The organism is Tabrizicola sp. (assembly GCF_030694085.1).
Lineage (GTDB): Bacteria > Pseudomonadota > Alphaproteobacteria > Rhodobacterales > Rhodobacteraceae > Tabrizicola.
This window is the reverse complement of sequence record NZ_JAUXZE010000046.1, coordinates 84,947-109,485: the sequence shown is the minus strand read 5'-3', so window position 1 is coordinate 109,485 and position 24,539 is coordinate 84,947. Positions and strand designations below refer to the sequence as shown.

Sequence of the window (24,539 nt, the reverse complement as noted above, 5' to 3'; positions counted from 1 at the left end):
CGTTCAGTCAGGGGCAGATTAGGGCGCAGGGGACGGAAGGTCCACCGGGAAGGGAGCGCGCGTGGCAATGGTGATCGCAGAGTTGGCGGTGGGCGGTGGGATGCTGGGGATCGGCCCGATGCCTGGGCGCGGTGGGGCCTATGTGGCCGACCTGGCGGACCTTCTGGACTGGGCGCCCGACATGGTTTTGACGATGACCACGTCCGAGGAACTGGCGGCAAAGGGTGCGGGATGTATTCCGGGCGACCTTGGTGCGGCTGGGGTCACGTGGGTCCACCTGCCGATCGGGGATTTCGGCGCCCCGACCGGAGAGACACTGGCGGCATGGCCGGAAGCCGCGGCAAGGGCGCGGCAGGTGCTTGCGGCGGGTGGCCGGGTCTGGGTGCATTGCCTGGGCGGTTGCGGGCGGTCGGGGACGGCGGCCTTGCGGCTGATGGTCGAGGCGGGAGAGGAGCCGTCCACCGCATTGGAACGGCTGCGGGCGGTGCGGCCCTGTGCGGTCGAGACGCCGGAGCAGTTTTCCTGGGCTGCGGCGGGCGGTGCGCTGTAGCGCACCCTACGCCGTGAGCGGGCCGTATAGGCGGGCGGGAAGGCCGCGCAGGACGTCGCTCTTGCGGCGGGTGCGCGCCAGGGTCCAGCTGCCCTGGAAGCCGATGATGAAGGTCTCGGCGGCGTCGTGGGCGGCTTCGTGGGTCAGGCCAAGGCCTTCGCCGTAGCGGGTGGCGGCGGCGATGATGCGGTCGAAGGAGTGTTCGGCCTGGGCGCGGAAGCGGTCCTGGTCGGGGCCCTCGAACAGAAGGCCGAAGATCGGGCAGGCGTCGGCGCTTTCCAGGATGTCGAACAGCTTTGCCATCTTGTAGCAGAAGGTCGTGACCCCGTGGCGCCAGTCGGGCGCTGTGCGAAAGCTGTCGTCGATCACGCGGATGATCTCGGACGCGGTCCAGTCTGCGGCTGCGCAGGCGAGGTCGGCCTTGCCGTCGGGGAAGTGGTGGTAGAGCGAGCCCTTGGGAACCCCGGCCTCGGTCAGGATCTCGGTCAGGCCGGTGCCGTCATAGCCACGCTGGCGGAAAAGCCGGGTGGCGGCCTGGACCAGGCGGTCGCGGGTGGAGGGTTCGTCGTTCATCGCTGCAACATAGGGGGTAAGGCGCTGCGCGGAAAGACTAGACCGATTGGTCTAGGCGTGTTACTAGACCAAACGGTCTATTGGCGGAGGCAGACATGCTGGATGCGACTTACCCTGCGGTCGGCGGTGAGGACCTGGACATTCGCAGCGACGGCGCGGTGCTGCGCGGGCGGATCGTGCGACCGAAAGGCAGCGTGCGTGCAGCGATGGTGGTGCATGGGGCGACAGGTGCGCCTGCCGGTTTCTATCGGGGCTTCGCAGAATGGGCGGCGCGAGAGCGGGACCTGGCGGTCCTGACCTATGACTATCGCGATTTCGGGGCGTCCTTGCGGCGACCGATCCGGGGGTCGAAGGCGACGCTGGCGGACTGGGGACGGCTGGATCAAGGCGCGGCGCTGGCCCACTTGGCGCGGATGTTCCCAGATGTGCCGCTTTGGGTGCTGGGGCACTCGGTCGGGGGCTTGTGGATGGGCTGGCATCAGGCGATGCGGCGGGTCAGCCGGGCGATCACCATCGGCGCAGGACTGACGCATGTCAGCGATCATCCCTGGCGGTATCAGTGGAAGGCACGGGTGTTCTGGTCGCCGCCGGTCCGGGCGCTGGCGGGGGTGGCGGGCTATTTGCCGGGTCGGCTGGTGGGCCTGGGAGCGGACCTGCCGCGCGGGGTCTACGAGGACTGGCGGCGCTGGTGCACGACGCGGGGCTGGCACCTGTCTGACGTGGGACGGACGCTGCCCCTGCCCGACCCCGCGCGCGTGACCGCACGGCTGCGGATGATCGCGGTGGCGGATGATGACCTGGTGCCGCCCGACGCGGTCTGGCGGGCGCGGGCGCTGTATCCAGAGGCGATGAAAGAGCAGCGGGTGCTGCGTCCCGCTGACTTCGGCCTGGCAAGCATCGGCCACATTCCGCCCTTCACCCGGCGCAATGCGGTCCTGTGGCCGGCGATCCTGGACTAGCGCATCAGATCGGCTTCGGACCAGCCCAGCAGCGTCATGTCCTTTGCCCGGGCGGCGTGATCGTCGCCGACGATGAATTCATCCAGTTGCGGCGGTTTCACCGACGTCGCCGAAAGCATGCCGTGGACCTGGCCCCGGTGGTGGGTCTGGTGCTGGAAGAGGTGCGAGAGGATGTCGTCGCGCCGATCGTGCTGGACCCGCGCGCCCCGGTCGATGGTGACGATCCGCTCCAGGGTTTCGGCCGTCTGGCATTTGATATGCGCAAGGAGTGCCAGGTCGCTGTTGGCTTGCCAGGCTGCAAGGGTAGGCAGGTCCGGGCAAAGGGTCGCCTCGTCGAGGCTGGCTTGGTCCAGCGGACAACCTTCCAGGGCACCAAGGTAGAAGCGGTCGACCAGCAGAATGTGGTTCAGGGTAGCCTGGATCGACCCGAAGAAGGCGGGGCGTGGAACAGTCATCTCGACCTGATCGAGCGCCGCACAAGCCCGGTGCAGGCGGGCATTGGCCAGGCGATTGGCTAGGGCAAGCTTGCGGAAGGTGCGGATGGGATCGGTCATTCCATTCCCAGTGCGAAGCGAGGATGAGAGGCCGGAAAGCTCATGTGACCACTTGATATCAATGACTTAGGGTCGAAGCTGGCGCAGGGCACTGCACAGAGTCCGACATGAAGTCGCCAACTGGCAGGGAAGGATCGCTCGTGTCCTGCGTATATGCAAGGGCGCCAGCTGCCTTCGACGCGCCGGAATCCCCGGAAACGGCTGACAGTCGCTTTATCCCATTTCATCTGTCGTGCAGCAGCCGCAGAGCCCTGATGGGCGCAGGTGTCGCCTGCGGGTCAGAGCCGTCAAGGATGACGCGGACGACCTCGATCCAAGATGCTGCTTCCCTGCCGTCGCGCCGACAGCAAGTCGCACCAGTTAGGCAGGAGCTACCTCAAGCGCCTTGAGCCGAGTCAAGACATCAGGGGCCAATGGGGGTGACGCCTGACCAAATATCCCGCAGCAATTGCCGCAGCGCCTGCGTTCGGCGTCGTAGAGGATGACCTCGGGCCGCAGTTTCGGTGTGGTGATCGTGGTCTTGCCGCGCCTTCTGTCTGACCGTGGATCCCCGTCGCCTTTTCGCTGAAACCCGTGGGCGTGTGCATGGCCGCGACGGAATTTTCCCCTGCGGCCTTAGCACCGAGGCCCTGCGCAAGCTTGGCACCCGTTTTGGCCTGCTGTGAGGTGGCCAGGCTTGGTGCGCGGACTTCTGACTGACAGATGCCGAGCCGATCCCCATCGCCCGCATCCTTGGCGGGACGCCCGCCGTGGCCCCGCCAAGGATGCGGGCGATCGGGCGAAGGCCGTGCGTCCGTGTTGCCGCTTTGAAGGCAAGGATCAGCGCCGCCGCGCCGTCGTTCACGCCCGAGGCATTTCCTGCGGTGACCGAGCCGTTCGGGAGCAGGGGTCTCAGCTTTGCCAGCGCCTCTGTCGTCGTGGCGCGGGGGTGTTCATCGCGGTCGACGGTAGCGGGGTCGCCCTTGCGTTGGGGAAGGGGGACCGGGATGATTTCCTGCGCCAGTTGCCCGTTCTTCTGTACTGCCGCAGCCCTTGTCTTGCTGGCCAGGCCATCGCACCATGAGCCTCGGGGCTGATGCCGTAGTCGTCGGTGACGTTCTGCCTGATCTGCGGCATCGAGTCGGCGCTTAGACCTTTTCCATCGCCGGGCTCACGAACCACCAGCCGATCGCCGTGTCATGGATTTCGGCGTTGCGGGAAAAGGCGGTGTCGGCCCTGGGCATGACGAAGGGTGTGCGGGACCTGCCGACCGGGAGGCTGGAACTTTGCCACCATTTCCGAGCAGCCGATGCCAAGGCTGACATAGACACCGTCCCCGATGCCTTGCGCCGCGCGCCAGGCAATCTGGGTGGGGGACGGTTTCGCGGTCATTCGGCACCCTCGGGATAACGGGCATTGGCATCGCCGTGATCAAGAACTCGCGCCGCGCCGTCTATGGCTGCGACAAGCGCGTCAAACTTCTGGAAGCGGAGAGCCTCACCCAGGCGCAGAACATGCTGGTGAACACTTTGGCGAAATCCACGATGGCCGTCGCGAGGTCCACCTACTTCTACCTCGAACGCTTGATGCAGGCCTACGCCGCCGATTGGCCGCCTTTGTAACTGCCGCCTTTGACGGCTCCTCCCGGTGACGCTGGATGACGGTATTGCCGAGCTGGCCCAGGCAAAAGCCGCAACGAAGTCCGCCGGGGCGGGTGGCCCGGTGACCTTCGTCTGAACCAGCTGGAAACCTGTCCACGGACGGCGGGCAGCTCAGACAGGACATCGCCAACAGGGCTTGCCGCATGGGCGGGCCTCAGGATCACGGGACCCGCCGATGGGGAACCGAAGAACATCGAACAGTCCCTGCGGTGCCGCCTTCGTCGCGGCGTGGAGGCCTGGGACGGCGCGCGGGCATATGTGACTGCCGGGATGATCCAGTCAGCACGGCCCCAGGGAAAGGATGCCGGATGGGGGGATGCCGTGCCGTTTCCGGTCTGCGGCCAGTGATCCAGGTCAACGCGGTCAGGTCCCGGAACGTGCCAGGATGTCCTGCGCGCCAGACCGCGCCGACCATGTGAAGGCCATGACAGACCCAGCCACGTCCCTTTCTGTTGGCCTGACGCAAGCCGAAGCCGACGCCCGGCTTGCGGCCGAAGGCTTCAACGAGTTGCCCAAGGCGCGGCGGCGGTCGCCTTTGCAGATCGTGTTCGAGGTTCTGCGCGAGCCGATGCTGGCGCTGCTGCTGGCCGGGGGAGCGGTCTACCTCTTGCTGGGCAACCGGGAAGAGGCGCTGGTCCTGCTGGGCTTCGCCTGCCTGTCGGTGGGCATCACCGTGGTGCAGGAGGCCCGAACCGAACGCGTGCTCGAGGCCTTGCGCGATCTGACCAGCCCGCGAGCGTTGGTCATCCGTGATGGCACGCGCAAGCGGATCGCCGGGCGCGATGTGGTGCGGGGCGACGTGATCGTGCTGGCCGAGGGGGACCGGGTGCCCGCAGATGCAGCTCTCATCCAGGCGCAGGACCTGTCGGCGGACGAATCCTTGCTGACCGGCGAGGCGGTGCCGGTCCGCAAGGTCGCAGGCGCAGCGACCATGTCGCGACCGGGGGGCGAGGATCAGCCGATGGTCTACTCTGGCAGCCTGATCGTGCGGGGTACGGGGCTGGCTTGCGTCACGGCCACCGGCGCCGCCAGCGAGATCGGGCGGATTGGCACCTCGCTGGATCAACTGAAGACCGAGACGCCGCACCTGCAACGCCAGATGCGCAAGTTGGTCATCATCTTTGCCGCTGTGGGGGCGGCGGTCAGCGGGACGGTCGTGGTGCTTTACGGCCTCTTGCGGGGCGGTTGGCTGGATGGGGTGCTCGCAGGGATCGCGGTGGGCATGTCGATGCTGCCCGAAGAGTTTCCGATGGTGCTGGCCGTCTTCATGGCGATGGGAGCCTGGCGGATTTCCAAGGTGCGGGTGCTGACGCGACGGGCGTCGGCGATTGAAACCCTGGGCGCGGCCTCGGTCCTCTGCACGGACAAGACCGGCACCCTGACCGAAAACCGCATGACGATTGTAGAGTTGCGCCTGGCCGATGGAACCGCAGCCAAAGGTGGCGCGGCCCTGCCCGAGGTGTTCCGGGAACTGGCGGCGGCGGGGGTGATGGCCTCGGCCGCAGACCCGTTTGACCCGATGGAAAAGGCGTTCCACGCTTTGTCCACGGCCGACCTGCGCGACGGTGAGACGCTGCCTGGCGCGGGGCGACAACTGGCGCGGAGCTATTCTGTTTCACCGCAGCTTCTGGCCATGTCGCAGGCGTGGGAGGCGGACCCCGGCTGGCAGATCGCGGCCAAGGGCGCGCCAGAGGCTGTGGCCGACCTCTGCCGCATGGATGCCGCAACCCTTGCAGAGCTGACAGCGCAGGTCGATCAGATGGCAGGCGACGGTCTGCGCGTCCTGGGTGTGGCCGAGGCGTCGCACAACGGCACCTTGCCCGACGATCCCCGCGACTTCCAGTTTCGCTTTCTGGGCCTTGTCGGTCTCGCTGACCCGCTGCGCGCCTCGGTCCCCGATGCAGTCGCCCAATGCCGCAGCGCGGGGATCCGGGTCATCATGATCACCGGCGACTATCCGGCAACAGCCCAGACCATCGCGGCCGAGGCTGGTCTGCAGGGCGACCGGGTCATCACCGGGCCGGACCTGGCCCTCATGACCGATGCCAAACTGGCAACGGCAGTCAGGGACGTCACCATCTTCGCCCGCATCATGCCGGAACAGAAACTGCGCATCGTGACCGCTTTGAAATCCACAGGCGCTGTCGTGGCGATGACCGGCGACGGGGTAAACGATGCGCCCTCGCTCAAGGCTGCGCATATCGGTATCGCGATGGGCGGGCGTGGGACAGATGTGGCGCGAGAGGCCGCCTCCATCGTGCTTCTGGACGATGACTTCGGTTCCATCGTCACCACGGTCCGCCTTGGCCGTCGCATCTATGACAACTTGCGCAAGGCGATGAGCTTCATCCTCGCCGTCCACATCCCCATCGCGGGGTTGGCGCTGATGCCGCTTCTGTTCGGGATGCCGATCCTTTTCGGACCCATGCACATCGCTTTTCTGGAGATGGTGATAGACCCGGTCTGCTCCCTTGTTTTCGAGGCCGAGACAGAGGAGGACGACGCGATGAGGCGCAAACCGCGCCCACCGACCGAGCCGCTGTTTTCCGGCCCGACAATCGTCTGGAGTCTGGTGCAAGGCGCGCTGGTGCTGGCCGTGACCGCGACGATCTTTGTGCTGGCCCCGGACTTTGGCCTGACAACCGATCAGGTGCGCGGGATGACCTTTGCCGCGCTGGTCTTCGCCATCGTGGCGCTGATTCTGGTGGACCGGTCGCGCTCCTCCTCGATCCTGATGGCCTTTACCCGCCCCAACCGGGCGCTGGCCGTGGTGCTGCCCCTCGTGGGGGCCGTGCTGGCCGTCACCCTGTTCTGGCCTCCAGCCCGCGACCTGTTCGGCTTTGCCGCCCTTGATCCGGCGCACCTGGCCGTGCCGCCGCTGGCGGGCGTGACGGTTCTGGTCGCGCTCGAGGTGCTGAAGCCGATCTGGCACTGGGCGGTGCGGCGTGACAACGGGGGGCGCGAGGCACTGCCCTCTGGGAAGGGCGTGACCCGTTGATCTCGGGCAGCCCGTCCCGGACTTGATCTGCCCGTGACGGCGGGCTGGTCCTTGCCGGCGCTGCAGGCGACTTCTGCTGCAGCCCGAATGTGCGAGGCTGCCGTCGGGTTGGCCCCTGCGAACTTGGGTGGCACAGGGACTGATCGCTTTGCCAAGGTGGGTGCGGCAGGCCAGCGGCGCAGCGCATCAGGACCGCGCTGAACCGCTGGTTGCATCGGCTTAGTTGGTCAAAAGGTAGTAGCTGTTCCGCGATCCGCCCATGTTCTGCACGGTAACGTAGAAGTAGCCGTCCCAGGCCGGGGTCCAGTCACAATACAGCTTGTCCGACCAGCTGACGTCGTAGCAGATGACATTGCCGTTCTCGTCCGTCACTGCGACGTCCAGGTTCGCGTCACCGTCGCCGACGATCGCAACTTCGGCGTAGGAATTGCCGTAATAGGGGATCTCCCAGACATCGGTCTGACCTGCCGGCAGGCGCGACATCCATTCCACCGCCCCACCGATCCGGCCTCGCCCGGTCTCGGCCATTGCATCAGCGATCACCCCAAGAAGCGCCTCGTCATCCGCAGCCAGTTCCTTGGCTTTGGCAAACATTGCCTCCGCTGTGACCGGGGCTTCCGAGGCCCCCTCGTCGTCGTTTGCAGCGTTGAAGAACGTGGCCTTGCCGACGGCCCGCGGGCTGCCGTCGTTCATCATGGGGGCCGGTGCCGCCGGGACGGGAGAGGGGGCCGCCTTCTTCGCAAAGGCCGCCTGGTCGATCGTCACCTTCGCCGGATCAAGCGCCGCCGGCTCGGCCGACGTGACGTCGATGGATGCTGCAAGCTTGGCAGCCGCAAGCACGGTCACGGCATCGCCCTGAGCCGCGCCCGTTGCGTAAAGGTCCTGAGCCAGCGCAATCGTTGAAGCAGCCCCCGGAGCAGCCCCTTCCGCCGCGGCGCCGACGTTCGGCCCCGACTTGTCCTGCGCGAAAGAGGGAAGGGCTACGGCAACCAAAGCCGTGGTGGCAAGGGTAAGCGAAATTTCTTTGAACGTCATGTCGGCCTCTATGTGTTGGCCGTCCTGCCAAGGACGGATGACGCAATAGTCGCATCGCTCTCACGATTTGAGAAGGCAGGTATCCATGACAAATTCCGTCATCTGCATCAGTTGCCGACCAGCCGGTAGGTGTTTCGGACCAGGCCAGGGTTGTGCACCTTCACAGTGAAGAACCCGTTCCGCGCCGGGGTGATCCGGCAAAGCGCCGCGGCCCTTGCAGCGGGAAGTGCGCAGACGACAGCGCCGCTTTCGTCGGAAATCGCCAGGCCAAGCGCCGTGTCTCCGTCGCCGATCAGGCCGATTTCGGCAGCGACTTCCCCTGCCAGGACAAGCGTCCAGATGTCCGTCTGGTCTGGGTCCAGCGTCGCTGTCGCATTTACGGCCGTCGGCCAGCGACCATGCGGCAGCTGCGCGTCAAGGTCGTAGACCAGATCCTGAAGCTTCGGGTCATCTCCTGCAAGGCCCCGGGCAATGGCGATTGCCTCCGGTCCGGCAGGGTCCGTCGCTGCGATCCGGCCCTCTGGCGCGCCAGGCGCGGGGTCTCCGTCTGTTGTCTTCGTCCAGGCAGTCGGTGCGCGCAGTGTCACTTTGCGAGCCATGCTGATCGCGCTGATCAGAATCACCGGGTCGCCACTGGAAAGCGCCACCTCATAGCTGCGTTGCGCAAGGATCAGCCGGGCCGCAGAGCCCGTCTCGCTGGTCTGATCGGACGTCAGGTTCGGGGCCTCGGCCGGGGCGGGGCAGGCCAGAGCAATCAGCACGGCGATTGTCAGGACAGGGGAACGCATTGGAAGCTTTCATTCGGGTAGCCCGTCGAGTCTCGCAAAGCGGGCCGATGGGAACAAGAGCGGAAAGCTTTCCGCCCGTCCGGTTTCGCGCTAGCAGAAGCGAAACGCGGAGGGGACGATGCGCGAGATCCTGGAACGCCTGCTGACATTCGACACCGTCAGCTCGAAGCCGAACCTGGCACTGATGGAGTATGTCCAGGGTCTCCTGGAGGACGCCGGGCTGCGCGTGGTCCTGATCCCCGATCCGGCAGGAGGCAAGGCGAACCTGTACGCCTCCACCGGACCGGTGACGGAAGGGGGCGTCATGCTGTCAGGTCACACGGATGTCGTGCCGGTGGAGGGCCAGGTCTGGACCAGGCCCCCTTTTGCCCTGACCGAGGCCGATGGGCGCTATTTTGGCCGGGGGGCGGCGGACATGAAGGGCTTCGTTGCCTGTGCGATCGAGGCGATGCTGGTCGCATCTCACCGCCCGCTGAAGGTTCCGCTGCATCTGGCGCTGTCCTACGACGAAGAGATCGGCTGCATGGGCGTGCGGTCGCTGATCGACCTTCTTGCAGCAGCTCCGGTGAAGCCCCGGTTCTGCATCGTGGGGGAACCGACGGGGATGCAGGTCGCAACGGGTCACAAGGGCAAGGTCGCGCTGCGGGCGACCTGTGTGGGACGCGAGGGACACTCGGCGCTTGCGCCGCTGGCGCTGAACGCGCTGCATCTGGCGGGGGATTTCCTCGCGGTAGTGCGGCGGGTTCAGGCCGAGGTGGCGGAGACCGGGCTTCGGGACGGGGACTACGACGTGCCCTACACGACGCTGCATGTGGGAAAGATGTCCGGCGGGGTGCAGGTCAACATCGTGCCGAACCATGCCAGCCTGGATTTCGAGATCCGGTCATTGGCAGGCGAGGATGTGGCGGGACTGATCCGGCGGCTGGAAGCAGAGGCAGAGGCCATCGTCGCGCCGCATCGGGCAGAGTTCCCGGAAGCAGCGATCCGGGTGGAGCGGCTTTGGGATTACCCGGGTCTGGGCACCCCATCCGATGCCGAGGTGGTGCGGTTCGTGAAGGGGCTCACGGGGGCGAACGGGACGATCAAGGTCGCGTTCGGGACGGAGGGCGGGCTGTTCGATGCCCGACTGCGCATCCCGACGGTGATCTGCGGGCCGGGGTCGATGGCCCAGGGGCACAAGCCGGACGAGTTCGTCCTGGTCGAGCAGGTCGAGCGGTGCCGCGCGATGCTGGCCGCCTTGGTGGACCGGCTGGAGGCGGGGTTCTAGCGGCTCTGTCCACGGTGGACAAAGTCTGTAAATCTATTAGAATCAAATATTTAAGCCTTGGCCTTGGGAGTTTCTTAATGGTTTGGTCCCGGGTCCCTTGGCTGGCCCCGGGGGGTGTCACACCCCCCGGCCCCCCGTGGGATATTTGTGCAAAGATGAAAGCGCAATTTCAGGCAATGTTCAGCGATTGGGGGATGCCCGCCGCACCGATGGGAGCGCGTCCGGGCGAGGTGGAACAGCGCGCCGATCGCGGTCTATTGCAAGGCCTTCAGCTTCTCGGCCTCGGCCTTGCCGATGCGGTAGTGGCCGGTCATCGGATAGGCGAAGAGAATATCCTCTTCCTGCGCCCCGGCGCCGATGTTGTGCAGGATCAGCGGCACGCCCGCGTCCGTGCGGCGGTCCGAGACGATGCCGATGTGGTCCAGGTTGCCGGGCAGCTTCCAGCTGATGATGTCGCCGGGCAGATAGGGGGTCGGGCCTTGGTCCAGCGGCACCTCGGCCCCGATGCGGGCGAAAAGCGTAGCCAGGTTCGGCACCCGGCGGTGGTCGATGTTCCGGTCCGGCTGGTCCAGCCCCCAGAAGGCCGGGTAGGCCGCGAAGTCGGCCTTCATGTCCCGGTTCACTGCCAGCTGCAGGTCGATCCCCCAGGCGTCACGCAGGGCGCGGATCACAACGTCGGTGCAGACGCCTCGGTCACGGGGAAGGTCGCCGCCCGGAAACGCCAGCGCCACATAGGCCGGGTCGTAGGTCAGGGTCACGCCGACCTGATCGCGCGCGGCGGCAGTCAGGCGCGACGGTTCTGACCCCGCGAAGGCCGGGGCGGCAAGCACCAGGGACAGGATCAGGGCGAAAGAACGCATGAAGCGAATCATGCCCTGTTCACGCGCCCGTGGGTAGTGCGGATTTCCCGTGATCGCGACGGGCTGGCACCTTTCCGCCGGCCCCGGTAAGAGTTCCGTGATGGCTGTTACACTCACCTCCCTGGCGGACCTTGCGGCGCATGGCTTCGATGACATCATCGACGTGCGCGCGCCGGCCGAATATGCCGAGGATCACCTGCCCGATGCGATCTCTTTGCCCGTGCTGGACGATGAGGAACGGGCGCGGGTCGGCACGATCTACAAGCAGGTCTCGCCCTTTTCCGCCCGCAAGATCGGTGCGGCGCTGGTGGCGAAGAACGCATCGATCCACTTGCAGGGGCCTTTGGCCGACAAGCCGGGGGGCTGGCGTCCGCTGGTTTATTGCTGGCGGGGTGGGCAGCGGTCGGGGTCTTTCGCGACGATCCTGTCCCAGATCGGCTGGCGGGTCGAGACGCTGGTCGGCGGCTACAAGACCTGGCGCGGGTTGGTGGTGCATGAGGTTTATGACACCCCCGTGAGGGCGCCCGTGGTGGTGCTGGACGGCAATACCGGCTCGGCCAAGACCGAAGTGCTGAACCTGTTGCCGGGGTTCGGGGTGCAGGTGATCGACCTGGAGGGGTTGGCGCGGCATCGCGGTTCGCTGTTCGGGTCGGTCGGGCCGCAGCCATCGCAGAAGGCCTTCGAGGGGGCTTTGGCGCTGGCCTTGGCGGGGCTTGATCCCTCGCGTCCGGTCGTGGTCGAGGCGGAAAGTTCGAAGATCGGCAACTGCCGCTTGCCGCCGGAAATCTGGAAGGCGATGGTCGCCGCCCCGCGCGTGGCGATTGCGGCGCCCCGTCCGGTGCGGGCGGAGTATCTGGCGCGGGCCTATGCCGACCTGACTTCGGACGCCGGGCGGTTGGCGGCGACCGTGGGGATGCTTCGCCCGGCGCATCCGGCCGATGTGATCGAGGAGTGGCTGGGGCTGGCGGCCTCGGGTCAGTTTGCGGCTTTGGCCGACGGGCTGATGGAGCGGCATTACGACCCGCGCTATGGCAAGCACCGCGACCGGATGGCGGTGCCTTTGGTAGAGGTCACAGCGCCCGACCTGCGGCCCGAGGCACTACCGGGGATCGCCTCCCAGGTGGCCGAAGCGGTGAAGCGGCTGGTCTGAAGCGGCGGAACATGGCAGAATGTTCTGCCTTTGTTCCTAACCTGAGTCGCTGCCCGTGCCCTTTGTCGAACTCTCTGCCCTGACGAATTTCACCTTCCTCACCGGGGCGTCGCACCCCGAGGAGATGGTCCTGCGCGCCGCCGAAATGGGGATGGACGCGATTGCGGTGGCCGATGTGAACTCGGTCGCGGGGATCGTGCGGGCGCATACCAAATCACGTGAAATGGCGCGGGATGGCGGGCCGAAGGTGCGGCTCATTCCGGCGGCGCGGGTGGTGCTGGCGGACGGGTTCCAGGTGACCTGCCTGCCGCGCGACCGACCGGCGTGGGGACGGCTGTCGCGGCTGTTGAGCAAGGGCCGGTTGCGGGCGGTGAAGGGCCAGTGTCGGCTGGAGTTGGCGGACCTGCTGGAGTGGGGCGACGGGATGGAGTTGCTCGTCCTGCCCCCCGACCAGCGGTTGACGCTTGCGGCGGTGGGCGACGGGATGGACGGGCGGCTCTGGCGCGGCCATGTCCAGAAGTTGGCGGCGCGGTTTCCGGGGCAGGTAAGCCTGGGGATGGCCCCGCGCTATGACGGGCAGGATGCGGGGCGGTTCCAGCGGCTGGCGAAGGCGGCTGCGGCGCTGGGCGTGCCGCTGGTGGCGACGGCGCTGCCGTCCCTGCACCACGGGCGGCGGCGGCGTTTGGCCGATGTGCTGACGGCGATCCGGCTGGGGGTGCCGGTGGACAGGCTGGGCCGCAAGGCGCTGCCCAACAACGAGGGGCGGTTGCGGAGCGAGGGGGAGATGCTGCGGCTTTTCGCCGGGCACGAGGCGGCGGTTTTGCGGGCAGGGGAGGTTGCGGCGCGAGCGGCGTTTTCGCTGGACGAGTTGCAGTATGAATATCCGTCCGAGGTTTCGGGGGGCGAGACTGCCTCGCAGCGCCTGGCGCGGCTGGCCGAGACGGGGCTGGAGTGGCGCTATCCCGAAGGCCCCCCCGACCGGGCGCGCGCGCAGATGGCGCATGAATTGGCGCTGATCGGGAAGCTGCGGTACGAGCCGTATTTCCTGACGGTGCACGACATCGTCGACTTTGCCCGGAAGCGGGGGATCCTCTGCCAGGGGCGGGGGTCCGCGGCGAACTCGGTCGTGTGCTATGCGCTGGGCGTGACCTCTGTCAGCCCGGAAATCGGGACGATGGTGTTCGAGCGGTTCATTTCGGAGGCGCGGAATGAACCGCCCGACATCGATGTGGATTTCGAACATGAGCGGCGCGAAGAGGTGATCCAGCACATCTATGAGCGCTATGGCCGCCACCGCGCGGGGCTGTGCGCGACGGTGATCCACTATCGCGGCAAGCGGGCGGTGCGCGAGGTGGGCCGGGCGATGGGGCTGTCGGAGGATACTCTGGCCGCCATGTCCAGCCAGATCTGGGGCTGGGGCGGGCCGGGCGCGGTGACGGAAACCCGGCTGCGCGAGATCGGGCTGGACCCGACGGACCACCGGCTGACCCAGACGATGCAGTTGATCGACGAAATCCAGGGCTTTCCGCGGCACCTGTCGCAGCACGTCGGCGGGTTCATCATCACGGAAGGCCGGCTGGATGAGCTGTGCCCGGTCGAGAACGCCACGATGGAGGACCGGACGGTCATCCCCTGGGACAAGGACGACATCGACACGCTGAAGATCCTGAAGGTGGATATCCTGGCCTTGGGGATGCTGTCATGCATCCGCAAGGCGTTTGACCTTCTGGACAAGCACCACCACCAGCGGTTCTCGCTTGCCACCCTGCCGCCCGAGGACCCGGAGACCTACCGGATGCTCTGCCGGGCGGACTCGCTGGGGGTGTTCCAGGTGGAAAGCCGCGCCCAGATGAATTTCCTGCCGCGGATGAAGCCGAAGTGCTTCTACGACCTGGTGATCCAGGTGGCGATCATCCGGCCGGGGCCGATCCAAGGGGATATGGTGCATCCGTTCCTGCGGCGGCGTAACGGGCAGGAGCAGGTCAGCTTCCCCTCGGACGAGTTGGGAAAGGTGCTGGGCAAGACGCTGGGGGTGCCGCTGTTTCAGGAACAGGCGATGCAGATCGCCATCGTCGGCGCGGGGTTCACGCCGGACGAAGCGGACCGGCTGCGGCGGTCGCTGGCGACGTTCAAGAAGCATGGCAACGTCAGCGAATTCAGCGACCGCTTCATCGGGGGTATGCTGGCGCGGGGCTATGACGAGGATTTTGCCCGCCGCTGTTTCGCGCAGATCGAGGGGTTCGGGAGTTACGGTTTCCCCGAAAGCCATGCGGCAAGCTTCGCGCTTCTCGTTTACGCAAGCGCCTGGATCAAGCGCCACCATCCCGGCATCTTTGCCTGCGCGCTCTTGAACTCGCAGCCGATGGGCTTCTACGCCCCCGCCCAGATCGTGCGTGACGCGCGGGAACATGGTGTCACCGTCCTGCCGCCCTGCATCCAGTCGAGCCACTGGGACAACCGGATGGAGTGGATCAACCGCGCAGGCCAGGCGCCCGACCTGGCGCTGCGGCTGGGATTCCGCCAGATCAAGGGCATCGCCGAGGAGGAGGCCCGCTGGATCACCGGGGCGCGGGGCAATGGCTATCTGACGGTCGAGGATGTCTGGCGCCGTGCAGGAGTCGGCCCCGCGACGCTGAGCCGCCTGGCCGAGGCGGATGCCTTCGCCGCGCTGGGCCTTGGCCGCCGCGATGCGCTGTGGGCGGCGGCGGCGCTGGCCAAGGACGAACCGTTGCCGCTGTTTGCGGGTGATATCGAAGGCGAGGGGATCATTGAGCCCGCCGTCCGCTTCCGCGAGATGACCACAGGCGAGGCGGTGGTCGAGGATTACGTGGCGATGCGCCTGACGCTCCGCGCGCATCCGATGGCGCTCTTGCGGCCCTGGCTGGACGCTGCCTGAACGGGGGAGCCGTCGTCGAGGCCATCGAGGCCCCGCCAACGGCGCATCCGCAGGACAGGCGGAAACCGCAACATCTTGGGGATAACGGGGCAGGGATCGGCGATATGCGGGGGGGTTCGGGTTGACTCCCGCGCGCCCCGGCGGGAACATCGCGCACCCGACTCGGAAGTGTCCCCTTGCGCCTGACCAAACTGCGTCTCAACGGCTTCAAAAGCTTTGTCGACCCCACGGATCTGGTGATCCATGAGGGGCTGACCGGCGTTGTCGGCCCCAATGGCTGCGGCAAGTCGAACCTGCTGGAGGCTTTGCGCTGGGTGATGGGCGAAAACCGCCCCAGTGCCATGCGTGGCGGCGGGATGGAGGACGTGATCTTCAACGGCGCCGCCACGCGGGGTGCCCGGCACTTTGCCGAGGTCGCGCTGGTGATCGACAACCAGGACCGGCTGGCCCCGTCGGGTTTCAACGATGCCGACCAGATCGAGATCGTCCGCCGGATCACCCGGGATGCGGGCAGCGCCTATCGCTGCAACGCCAAGGACGTCCGCGCCCGCGACGTGCAGATGCTGTTCGCCGATGCCTCCACCGGCTCGCACAGCCCGGCGCTGGTGCGTCAGGGCCAGATTTCCGAACTGATCAACGCCAAGCCCAAGGCCCGCCGCCGCGTGCTGGAGGAAGCCGCCGGGATCAGCGGGCTTTACGCACGGCGGCACGAGGCCGAGCTGAAGCTGTCGGGGGCCGAGCAGAACCTGTTGCGCGTCGATGACGTCTTGGAAAACCTGGCGCAGCAGCTGTCGGTGCTGACCCGGCAAGCCAAGCAGGCGGCACGGTATCGCGAGATTTCCGAGGACCTGCGCAAGTCGGAGGGCATGCTTCTCTGGCGGCGCTGGCGCGAAGCGGATGAAGCGCGGTCGCAGGCCGAGGGCGCGCTTCGCGAACGGCTGATTGCGCAGGCCCAGGCCGAGGCGGCGTCGCGTGGTGCGGGCAAGGCTCGGGAAGCGGCCGAGGACGCGCTGCCGCCGAAGCGGGAAGAGGAAGCCATCGCGGCGGCCATTCTGCAACGGCTTGTGCTGCAACGCGATGCGTTGGGCGATCAGGAAGCGCGTGCCCTGGCCCAGATCGACGCGCTGAACAGCCGGATCGACCAGCTGACCCGCGACATGGAGCGGGAGGCGGGCCTGAACCGCGATGCCGGTGAGGTGATCGAGCGGCTGGAATGGGAGATCGAGCATCTGGCCCGCGCCCATGACGGGCACGAGGAGAAGCTGGCCGACGCCGTGGAAGCGGCGCGTGAAGCCGGGGCGGTGCTGGCCGAACGCGAGGCCGCGCTGTCCGAGCTGACCGAGGATGCGGCGCGGCTGGCAGCGCGCCACCAGTCGTCGCAGCGGATGCTGGCGGATACCCGGTCGGTGCTGGAGCGTGCGGAAGATCAGGCCGGGACGGCGCGCGAGGCGGTGGCATCTGCGGCGGGCGCGTTGGAAGCGGCGGGGGAGGCCTTCGAGGCGGCTGAGGAAGCGCAGGAAGCGGCCCTTGCCGAGGGCGAGGCGACCGAGGCGGCTTTGGAAGCAGCCGAGGTGGCGCGGGGCGAGACGCAGGGCCGCGAGGCCGAAGCCCGGGCGGCACGGTCTTCGGCCGAGGGCGAGGCCAACGCCTTGCGGGCCGAGGTGGCGGCTTTGGCACGCCTTGTGGAACGCGAGTCGCAGGCGGGGCATCAGCTTCTGGACCGGCTGGAGGTGGAACCAGGGTTCGAGAAGGCCCTGGGCGCGGCGCTGGCCGATGACCTTCGCGCGCCGGAGGTGGAAGCGGCGGCGCGGTCGGGCTGGGCGGTGCTTGCCCCCTATGGTGAAGCGCAACCCCTGCCAGCAGGCGCCAAGCCTTTGGCGGCGCATGTGAAGGCGCCTGCAGTCCTGGCGCGGCGGCTTTCGCAGATCGGGTTTGTCTCCCGCGAACAGGGGTTTGTGTTGCAAGCGGCTCTGCGCCCCGGCCAGCGGCTGGTCAGCATCGAGGGCGACCTCTGGCGCTGGGACGGGTTCCGCGCGGGGGCCGAGGATGCCCCCTCTGCGGCGGCCTTGCGCCTGCAGCAGTTGAACCGGCTGGTGCAGTTGAAGCGCGATCTGGAAGACGTGGCGGCCCGGGCCGATGGGGCGCGGCAGGCGCATGAGGCGTTGCAGGCCCGGCTGGCGGAACTGGCGACGGCGGATCAGCGGGCGCGGGATGCGCGGCGGGCGGCAGATGCCCGGCTGGCCGAGGCGAACCGCGCCCTTGCCCGCGCCGAGGCGGACCGCTCGATCGCCGGGGGCAAGCTGGAGGCCGCAAAGCTGGCCGTCAGCCGGTTCGAGGACGAAGCGATGGCCGCCCGCGCCCGGCTGCGGGAGGCCGAAGCAGCGGTGGCCGAGCTTGGTGATCTTGACGCAGCGCGGGGGGCGGTGGAGGCCGCGAAGATCACCGTCGAGGCGGCGCGGATCACAATGATGACCCGCCGCTCGTCCCAGGACGAAGTGCGCCGTGAGGGCGAGGCTCGGGTGCGGCGGCGGCAGGAGGCGGTGAAGGAGCTTTCGGGCTGGAAGCACCGGCTGGAAACGGCGTCGAAGCGCACGGAAGAACTGACCGAACGGCGGGCCGAGACCGAGGAGGAACTGGCCGAGGCGATGCTCGCCCCCGAAGAGATCGCCGCCAAGCGCGACGATCTGGTCGAGGCGATTGCCGACGCCGAGGAGCGACGGCGGAAGGCGGCGGATACGCTGGCCGAAGCCGAGGGTGCCCTGCGCGACGCGGCGATGGCCGAGCGTGATGCGGAACGGTTGGCCGGCGAAGCCCGCGAGACCCGCGCCCGGGCCGAAGCGCGGCTTGATGCTGCACGGGAAGGCCTGGCGCTGGCTGCGGAACGGATCGCCGAGGAGGACGACCGCACTCCAGACGAACTGCTGACCAGCCTCCGCACCGACCCCGACAAGATGCCCGACGCCGAGACGCTGGACCAGGACGTTGGCCGCCTGAAACGTCAGCGAGAGGCGCTGGGTGCGGTCAACCTGCGGGCGGAAGAGGACGCGAGGACCGTCGAGGCGGAATACGACGCCTTGGCCGGCGAGAAGGCGGACCTGGAAGAGGCGATCAAGAAGCTGCGCGCCGGGATTGCCGGACTGAACAAGGAAGGCCGCGAACGCCTGCTGACCGCCTTTGAACAGGTGAACGCCAACTTCTCGACCCTCTTCACCCACCTCTTCGGCGGTGGCGAGGCGCGACTGGTTCTGGTCGAATCCGACGATCCGCTGGAGGCGGGGCTGGAGATTCTCTGCCAGCCGCCCGGCAAGAAGCTTGCCACCCTCAGCCTCCTTTCCGGCGGCGAGCAGACCCTGACCGCGCTGGCGCTGATCTTCGGCGTGTTCCTTGCGAATCCCGCCCCGATCTGCGTGCTGGACGAGGTCGACGCGCCTTTGGACGACGCCAACGTCACCCGCTTCTGCGACCTTCTGGACGAGATGACCCGCCGCACCGACACCCGCTTCCTGATCATCACCCACCACGCCGTGACGATGGCCCGGATGGACCGCCTTTACGGCGTCACGATGCAGGAGCAGGGGGTCAGCCAGTTGGTCAGCGTCGACCTCAAGAAGGCCGAGGCGCTGGTGGCATAAGCCGCAGTTAACCTTCCCTCACTACCCCTGACCCCGCCGCAATCCCTTGCGGAGAACGAAGGTGAGGAAACTGGAGGAAAACCACTACCGAAAGTGGATGGTGTGGATCGCGGCGGCAACGCTTTTGGTCACCATCATCCGCCTTCTGATCGGGGCCTGACCCTGAAATGAAGGAGACCCGGCGGAGTTGGCCCTCCGCCGGGTCGTTTTCAAGGTGAGGACCCTGAAAGATAGTCACTACCGAATGGCAAGAATGATGGACATTCCCACCAAATTGTAAAGCCCGACGCGGGCGCATGGTTAACCAAGCAGAAAGCAGAATCAGTCAGAACGGTACGTGAACAAACCGTACTCAGGGCCTGAACATGCAGATGCTCCTCTCCGCCACCACGATCCTTGTCCTCTTCGCCTGGGCGCAAGAGGAAGTCGCCAAGCTTCCTCCCGCGTGGTCTCCCTTCGCAGCGATCGCGGCTTCGGTCGCCCCCTGACCTCACGATCCCGCGCCGTGGCGAAAACGGCGGCGCGCATGGCGAAAACCGACGGCATCCTGTGACCCGACCGGCCTAGAACCGGGGGAAGCAGGAGAGACCACCGTGCGCTATTCCGGATTTCGCGTTATCGCCGAGGCACTGACCGGCCACAAAGGCTGGAAACCCGTCTGGCGCGACCCCACCCCCCAGGCCGACTATGACTACATCATCATCGGCGGCGGTGGGCACGGACTTGCCACGGCCTATTACCTCGCCAAGGAATTCGGCCAGGCCCGCATCGCCGTGCTGGAAAAGGGCTACCTTGGCGGCGGCAACGTGGGCCGCAACACCACGATCATCCGGTCGAACTACCTCCTCGACGGGAACGAGCCGTTTTATGAGTTCAGCCTGAAGCTCTGGGAGGGGCTGGAGCAGGACTTCAACTACAACGCGATGGTCAGCCAGCGCGGGATCATCAACCTGATCCACACAGATGCCCAAAGGGATGCCGCCACCCGGCGCGGCAACGCGATGATCATGCACGGCGCCGACGCCCGGCTTCTGTCCCGTGAAGACGTCCGCCAGATGTATCCCTGGCTCAACTTCGACAACGCCCGCTTCCCGATCAAGGGCGCGCTGATGCAGCCACGCGGCGGCACGGTGCGGCATGACGCCGTCGCCTGGGGCTATGCGCGCGGGGCCGATCAACGCGGCGTGGACCTCATTCAGAATTGCGAAGTCACCGGCATGCGGATCGAAAATGGCCGCATCAAGGGCGTGGAAACCACTCGCGGCTTCATCGGCGCGAAGAAGGTCGGCGTCGCTGTCGCGGGGTCGTCCTCCAAGGTCATGGCCCATGCCGGGATGCGCCTGCCGATCGAAAGCCATGTCCTGCAAGCCTTCGTCTCCGAGGGCCTGAAACCCCTGATCAACGGCGTGATGACCTTCGGCGCGGGGCACTTCTACGTCAGCCAGTCCGACAAGGGCGGCCTTGTCTTCGGCGGCGACATCGACGGCTACAACTCCTACGCCCAACGCGGCAACCTGCCGGTGATCGAGGACGTGGCCGAAGGCGGCATGGCCCTGATGCCGGCCATCGGTCGCGTGCGGCTTCTGCGCAGCTGGGGTGGGATCATGGACATGTCGATGGACGGCTCGCCGATCATCGACAAAACCCATGTCGAGGGGCTCTATTTCAACGGCGGCTGGTGCTATGGCGGCTTCAAGGCCACCCCGGCCTCGGGCTGGGCCTTCGCGCACCTGCTGGCGAAGGACGAACCCCACAAGACCGCCACGGCCTATCGTTTCAACCGGTTCCTCAAGGGCCGGATGATCGACGAAAAGGGCCAGGGCGCCCAGCCGAACCTGCACTGAAGGCGAATACGAATGATCATTCACCACCCGATCCTCGGACCCCGCGATGCGCAGGAATTCGTCTATCTCGGCGATGCCTCCCTCATCGACCGGCCCGACGGCATGACCGCCGGGGTCGAGGCGTTCCACGACTATCTCTACAACCGCACGAACCCGGCGGGTGAGCACCAGGAGCTTTGGTATCACGAACAGGGCGACCGCTCCTGGCTGGTCGTCACCCGCAACACCGTCACGCATGAGATCACCAAGGTCGAACTCGCCCGCGATGTGGCGCGCGCACGGGGGCGGACAAAATGAGCCAGTCGCATCGCATAAACGGCGGCCAGATCGACCGCAGCAAGACGCTCCACTTCACCTTCGACGGCCTCCCCTACCAGGGCCATCCCGGCGATACGCTCGCCTCGGCGCTTTTGGCCAACGGCGTCCGCCTGATGGGCCGCAGCTTCAAATACCACCGCCCGCGCGGGCCGATCTCCTCGGGCTCCGAAGAACCGAACGCACTCGTCGAACTCCGCACCGACGGACGGCAGGAGCCGAACACCCGCGCCACGGTGGCCGAGCTTTACGACGGCCTCACCGCCAACAGCCAGAACCGCTGGCCCTCCCTCCGCTTCGACGCGATGGGGATCAACGACAAGCTCTCCACCTTCTTCGCGGCGGGGTTCTACTACAAGACCTTCATGTGGCCCAAGTCCTTCTGGGAAAAGCTTTATGAGCCGATCATCCGCCGCGCCGCTGGCCTTGGGTCCGTCACCCGCGAAGAGGACCCTGACGGTTACGACAAGGGCTTCCTGCACTGTGACCTTCTTGTCATCGGGGCTGGCCCAGCGGGCCTGATGGCCGCCCTGACTGCGGGTCGTGCGGGCAAGCGGGTGATCCTGGCGGACGAGGATTTCCGCATGGGCGGCCGCCTGAACGCCGAGACTTTTGCGGTTGGTGACAGCCAAGGTGCGGACTGGGCGGCGGCCACGGTGGCCGAGCTGTCATCCCTGCCCAACGTCCGCCTGATGACCCGCACCACCGTCGTCGGGGCCTTCGACCACGGCATCTATTCTGCGGTCGAGCGGGTCTCCGACCACCTCCCCACCCCCGCTGCGGGCAAACCCCGGCAAATCCTCTGGCGCATCTACTCCGCCAAGGCGATCCTCGCCGGAGGGGCCACCGAACGCCCCATCGCGTTCGAGAACAACGACCGCCCCGGCATCATGATGGCAGGCAGCCTCCGCGCCTATGCCAACCGCTGGGGTGTCAAGGTCGGTGAGCGCATCGCGGTCTTCACCAACAACGACGACGGCATCCGCACCGCGCAGGACCTGAAGGCCAAGGGCGTTGACGTGGTGGCCGTGATCGACAGCCGCGAAGGCGGCGACCTGCTCCCCGGCATCCGCCATCTGCAGGGCGCCGAGGTCATCGACACCTCCGGCAAGCTGGGTCTCACCTCCATCACCATCCGTCAAGCGAACGGTCGTTCGGAAAGCATCGCCGTGGATGCGCTGGGAGTTTCGGGCGGTTGGAACCCGAATGTGAACATTCATTCACATCACCGTTCGCGCCCCGTCTACGACGCCGCTATCGCTGCCTTCGTCCCGGGCAAGGACGGTCCCCCCGGCCTTCTGGTCGCCGGGGCCGCCGCAGGCCAGATGTCCACCCACGCTGCCCTCCGCACGGGACGCGACGCCGCCATCGCCGCGCTTGACCTCACGACCGGCCCCGACCTGCCGCAGGCCGAGGACGCTCCCGTCAGGATCACCCCGCTCTGGCACGTCGCCTACGGAAAGGGCCGCGCCTGGATCGACCAGCAGAACGACGTCACGGTCAAGGATGTGAAGCTGGCCAAGCAAGAGAACTTCACCTCGGTGGAGCATCTCAAGCGCTACACCACGCTTGGCATGGCCACCGACCAGGGCAAGACCGGCAACGTCATCGGCCTGGCCGTCATGGCCGAGCTTACCGGCCGCTCGATCCCGGAAACCGGCACCACGATCTACCGCCCGCCCTACACCCCCGTCGCGATGGGCACCCTCGCCGGGCGCTCAAGGGGCCGCGAATTCAAACCCTTCCGCCTCACTCCCTCGCACCACTGGGCCAAGGAACAGGGCGCGATCTTTGTCGAGGTTGGCAACTGGCTGCGCACCCAATGGGTCCCGAAGGCGGGCGAAACCGAATGGCGCCAGTCCGTCGACCGTGAGGTTCTGGCCACCCGCAAATCCGTCGGCATCTGCGACGTGACCACTTTGGGGAAGATCGACATCCAGGGCACTGACGCTGGCGCGTTCCTGGACAAAGTCTACGCCAACACGTTCAGCACGCTCGCCGTCGGCAAGTGCCGCTACGGGTTGATGCTGCGCGAGGATGGCATCGTCTTCGACGACGGCACCACCGCCCGGATGGGCGAGCATGAATACGTCATGACCACCACCACGGCCAACGCCGTGACGGTCTTCCGGCACCTCGAATTCTGCCGCCAGGTCCTCTGGCCCGAGATGGACGTCCAGCTCATCTCGACCACCGAGGCCTGGGCACAATTCTCGGTCGCCGGTCCCAACGCGCGGAACCTGCTGGCAAAAGTCGTCGACCAGGACATCTCCGACACCGCCTTCCCCTACATGGGAGCGGGCAACATCACCGTCGGCGGCCTGCGCGCGCGGCTCTTCCGCATCAGCTTCTCGGGCGAGCTGGCCTATGAAATCGCCGTCCCCACCCGCTACGGCGACGCGCTTCTGCGCGAGATGCTGGCGAAGGGCGCGGAATACGACCCGATCGTCTATGGTACCGAAGCCCTGGGCGTCATGCGGATCGAGAAGGGCCACGTCGCGGGCGGTGAGCTGAACGGTCAGTCCACCGCGCTGAACATGGGTCTGGGCAAGATGGTGTCGAAGAAGAAGGACTCCATCGGCATGGTCCTGTCGCAGCGGGAAGGTCTGACGGACGAAACCGGCTACCGTCTTGTCGGCGTGAAGCCCGTGGACCCGCAGGCCAAGCTGACCGCCGGCAGTCACTTCCTGGAAAAGGGTGCTGGCCCGGTGGCCGCGAACGATGGCGGCTGGCTGACCTCCAAAGTCTACTCGCCGCATCTTGGCTGCGACATCGCCCTTGGCTACCTGAAAGCGGGCGACAAGAAGATCGGCCAGCGCATGCGGATCGTGAACCTGCTGGCCGGTCTGGATACCGAGGTCGAGATCATCTCGCCCCACATGTTCGACCCGGAAGGAGAGCGTCTCCGTGGCTAGTCTCATGGCAATGACCGCACTTGGGCGGCGGGACCCCGCGACCGTCACACACGGCCCGCTGACCATCAGCGAACGGACCGACGTCGCCCTGGCCTCGGTCGCCGCCCGCAAGGGCCGGATGGCAAACCTGTCGGCTTCCGCACGGGCCGCCGGTCTACACTTGCCCGGCCCGGCCACGCACAGCCAAGGCACGCCCTACAGCGCCTTCTGGGTCGCCCCCGAGATGTGGTTCGTCGAGGCCCCTTTCGCCTCGCACGAGTTGATTGCCGACATGCTGAAAGCCGCCCTTGGCGATGCAGCCAGTATTACCGAACAGACCGACGCCTGGGTGGCCTTCGACGTTGCGGCCCCCGATCTGGCCCCGCTGCTGGAGCGGCTTTGCAACGTGGATTTTCCCGCCGTCCCGCAAGGCCACGCCACGCGCACGGTGATCGAACATCTGGGCGTCTACCTGATCAAGCACGGCCCTGGGACCGCCCGGATCTATGGCCCCCGCTCCAGCGCCGAAAGCCTGCTGCACGCAGTGGAGACCGCCGCACACGCGCTCTGGTAGCGTCAGACTT

19 protein-coding genes and 1 pseudogene are annotated in these 24,539 nt (G+C 66.9%); 13 read left to right on the top strand and 7 right to left on the bottom strand.

The annotated features are described in order from the left end of the window. Positions 1 to 67: 67 nt before the first annotated feature. Positions 68 to 550: a protein-tyrosine phosphatase family protein gene (locus Q8M85_RS11740; RefSeq protein WP_305544766.1), complete on the top strand. Its 483-nt coding sequence runs from the start codon at positions 68 to 70 to the stop codon at positions 548 to 550. 6 nt (positions 551 to 556) lie between these two features. On the opposite strand, the gene Q8M85_RS11735 is transcribed toward Q8M85_RS11740, so the two are convergent. After that, positions 557 to 1,123 carry a TetR/AcrR family transcriptional regulator gene (locus Q8M85_RS11735; RefSeq protein WP_305544566.1) on the bottom strand — a complete coding sequence of 189 codons (567 nt, stop codon included), beginning with the start codon at positions 1,121 to 1,123 and terminating at the stop codon, positions 557 to 559. 95 nt (positions 1,124 to 1,218) lie between these two features. On the opposite strand from Q8M85_RS11735, the gene Q8M85_RS11730 reads away from it, so the two are divergent. After that, positions 1,219 to 2,082 (top strand): serine aminopeptidase domain-containing protein, encoded by an 864-nt coding sequence (locus Q8M85_RS11730; RefSeq protein ID WP_305544564.1) that lies wholly within the window; start codon positions 1,219 to 1,221, stop codon positions 2,080 to 2,082. On the opposite strand, the gene Q8M85_RS11725 is transcribed toward Q8M85_RS11730, so the two are convergent. The 3 genes from Q8M85_RS11725 to Q8M85_RS11715 form a co-directional block, all read right to left on the bottom strand. After that, a complete protein-coding gene (locus Q8M85_RS11725) occupies positions 2,079 to 2,636 on the bottom strand; it encodes a DinB family protein (protein ID WP_305544561.1) in 558 nt (185 codons plus the stop codon). The two genes, Q8M85_RS11730 and Q8M85_RS11725, sit on opposite strands and share 4 nt — an antisense overlap. A 403-nt stretch (positions 2,637 to 3,039) precedes the next feature. After that, positions 3,040 to 3,624, bottom strand: a complete 585-nt coding sequence (locus Q8M85_RS23375; RefSeq protein ID WP_371135242.1) for a hypothetical protein — start codon at positions 3,622 to 3,624, stop codon at positions 3,040 to 3,042. Between the two features lie 188 nt (positions 3,625 to 3,812). Then, entirely contained in the window at positions 3,813 to 4,007 is a 195-nt protein-coding gene (locus Q8M85_RS11715) for a hypothetical protein (RefSeq protein ID WP_371135239.1), read from the bottom strand. A 35-nt stretch (positions 4,008 to 4,042) separates the two neighbouring features. On the opposite strand from Q8M85_RS11715, the gene Q8M85_RS11710 reads away from it, so the two are divergent. Together Q8M85_RS11710 and Q8M85_RS11705 are read left to right on the top strand one after the other, a co-directional pair. Beyond that, entirely contained in the window at positions 4,043 to 4,237 is a 195-nt protein-coding gene (locus tag Q8M85_RS11710; RefSeq protein ID WP_305544559.1) for a hypothetical protein, read from the top strand. Positions 4,238 to 4,700: 463 nt separating this feature from the next. Continuing rightward, entirely contained in the window at positions 4,701 to 7,274 is a 2,574-nt protein-coding gene (locus Q8M85_RS11705) for a cation-translocating P-type ATPase (RefSeq protein WP_305544556.1), read from the top strand. A gap of 219 nt (positions 7,275 to 7,493) precedes the next feature. On the opposite strand, the gene Q8M85_RS11700 is transcribed toward Q8M85_RS11705, so the two are convergent. Further along, positions 7,494 to 8,309, bottom strand: a complete 816-nt coding sequence (locus Q8M85_RS11700; RefSeq protein WP_305544554.1) for a hypothetical protein — start codon at positions 8,307 to 8,309, stop codon at positions 7,494 to 7,496. Between the two features lie 107 nt (positions 8,310 to 8,416). After that, positions 8,417 to 9,097, bottom strand: coding sequence for a hypothetical protein (locus tag Q8M85_RS11695; RefSeq protein ID WP_305544551.1), 681 nt, complete (start codon positions 9,095 to 9,097; stop codon positions 8,417 to 8,419). A 115-nt stretch (positions 9,098 to 9,212) separates the two neighbouring features. Here Q8M85_RS11695 and argE point away from each other — a divergent pair. Next, positions 9,213 to 10,364, top strand: a pseudogene (argE, locus tag Q8M85_RS11690) (acetylornithine deacetylase); the annotation flags it as partial. 254 nt (positions 10,365 to 10,618) lie between these two features. Here argE and Q8M85_RS11685 read toward each other — a convergent pair. Beyond that, positions 10,619 to 11,224 carry a DUF1287 domain-containing protein gene (locus tag Q8M85_RS11685; protein ID WP_305544549.1) on the bottom strand — a complete coding sequence of 202 codons (606 nt, stop codon included), beginning with the start codon at positions 11,222 to 11,224 and terminating at the stop codon, positions 10,619 to 10,621. Positions 11,225 to 11,324: 100 nt separating this feature from the next. Here Q8M85_RS11685 and mnmH point away from each other — a divergent pair, with 100 nt between their 5' ends. The 8 genes from mnmH (at position 11,325) to Q8M85_RS11645 (ending at position 24,529) form a co-directional block, all read left to right on the top strand. Continuing rightward, positions 11,325 to 12,374: a tRNA 2-selenouridine(34) synthase MnmH gene (gene mnmH, locus Q8M85_RS11680; protein WP_305544547.1), complete on the top strand. Its 1,050-nt coding sequence runs from the start codon at positions 11,325 to 11,327 to the stop codon at positions 12,372 to 12,374. Between the two features lie 55 nt (positions 12,375 to 12,429). Beyond that, a complete protein-coding gene (locus Q8M85_RS11675) occupies positions 12,430 to 15,270 on the top strand; it encodes an error-prone DNA polymerase (RefSeq protein ID WP_305544544.1) in 2,841 nt (946 codons plus the stop codon). A gap of 176 nt (positions 15,271 to 15,446) precedes the next feature. Beyond that, positions 15,447 to 18,902, top strand: coding sequence for a chromosome segregation protein SMC (gene smc / locus Q8M85_RS11670; protein ID WP_305544541.1), 3,456 nt, complete (start codon positions 15,447 to 15,449; stop codon positions 18,900 to 18,902). Between the two features lie 365 nt (positions 18,903 to 19,267). Beyond that, the gene (locus Q8M85_RS11665) at positions 19,268 to 19,390 is read left to right on the top strand and encodes a hypothetical protein (protein ID WP_305544538.1); all 123 of its coding nucleotides are present in this window, start codon (positions 19,268 to 19,270) and stop codon (positions 19,388 to 19,390) included. Positions 19,391 to 19,495: 105 nt separating this feature from the next. After that, the gene (locus tag Q8M85_RS11660; protein ID WP_305544535.1) at positions 19,496 to 20,746 is read left to right on the top strand and encodes a sarcosine oxidase subunit beta family protein; all 1,251 of its coding nucleotides are present in this window, start codon (positions 19,496 to 19,498) and stop codon (positions 20,744 to 20,746) included. A gap of 12 nt (positions 20,747 to 20,758) precedes the next feature. After that, a complete protein-coding gene (locus Q8M85_RS11655) occupies positions 20,759 to 21,043 on the top strand; it encodes a sarcosine oxidase subunit delta (protein WP_305544532.1) in 285 nt (94 codons plus the stop codon). Further along, positions 21,040 to 23,976, top strand: coding sequence for a sarcosine oxidase subunit alpha family protein (locus Q8M85_RS11650; RefSeq protein WP_305544529.1), 2,937 nt, complete (start codon positions 21,040 to 21,042; stop codon positions 23,974 to 23,976). Before Q8M85_RS11655 ends, Q8M85_RS11650 begins: the two co-directional genes overlap by 4 nt. Beyond that, the gene (locus Q8M85_RS11645; RefSeq protein WP_305544526.1) at positions 23,969 to 24,529 is read left to right on the top strand and encodes a sarcosine oxidase subunit gamma; all 561 of its coding nucleotides are present in this window, start codon (positions 23,969 to 23,971) and stop codon (positions 24,527 to 24,529) included. The genes Q8M85_RS11650 and Q8M85_RS11645 overlap by 8 nt, the downstream gene beginning before the upstream one ends. Positions 24,530 to 24,539 lie beyond the last annotated feature (10 nt).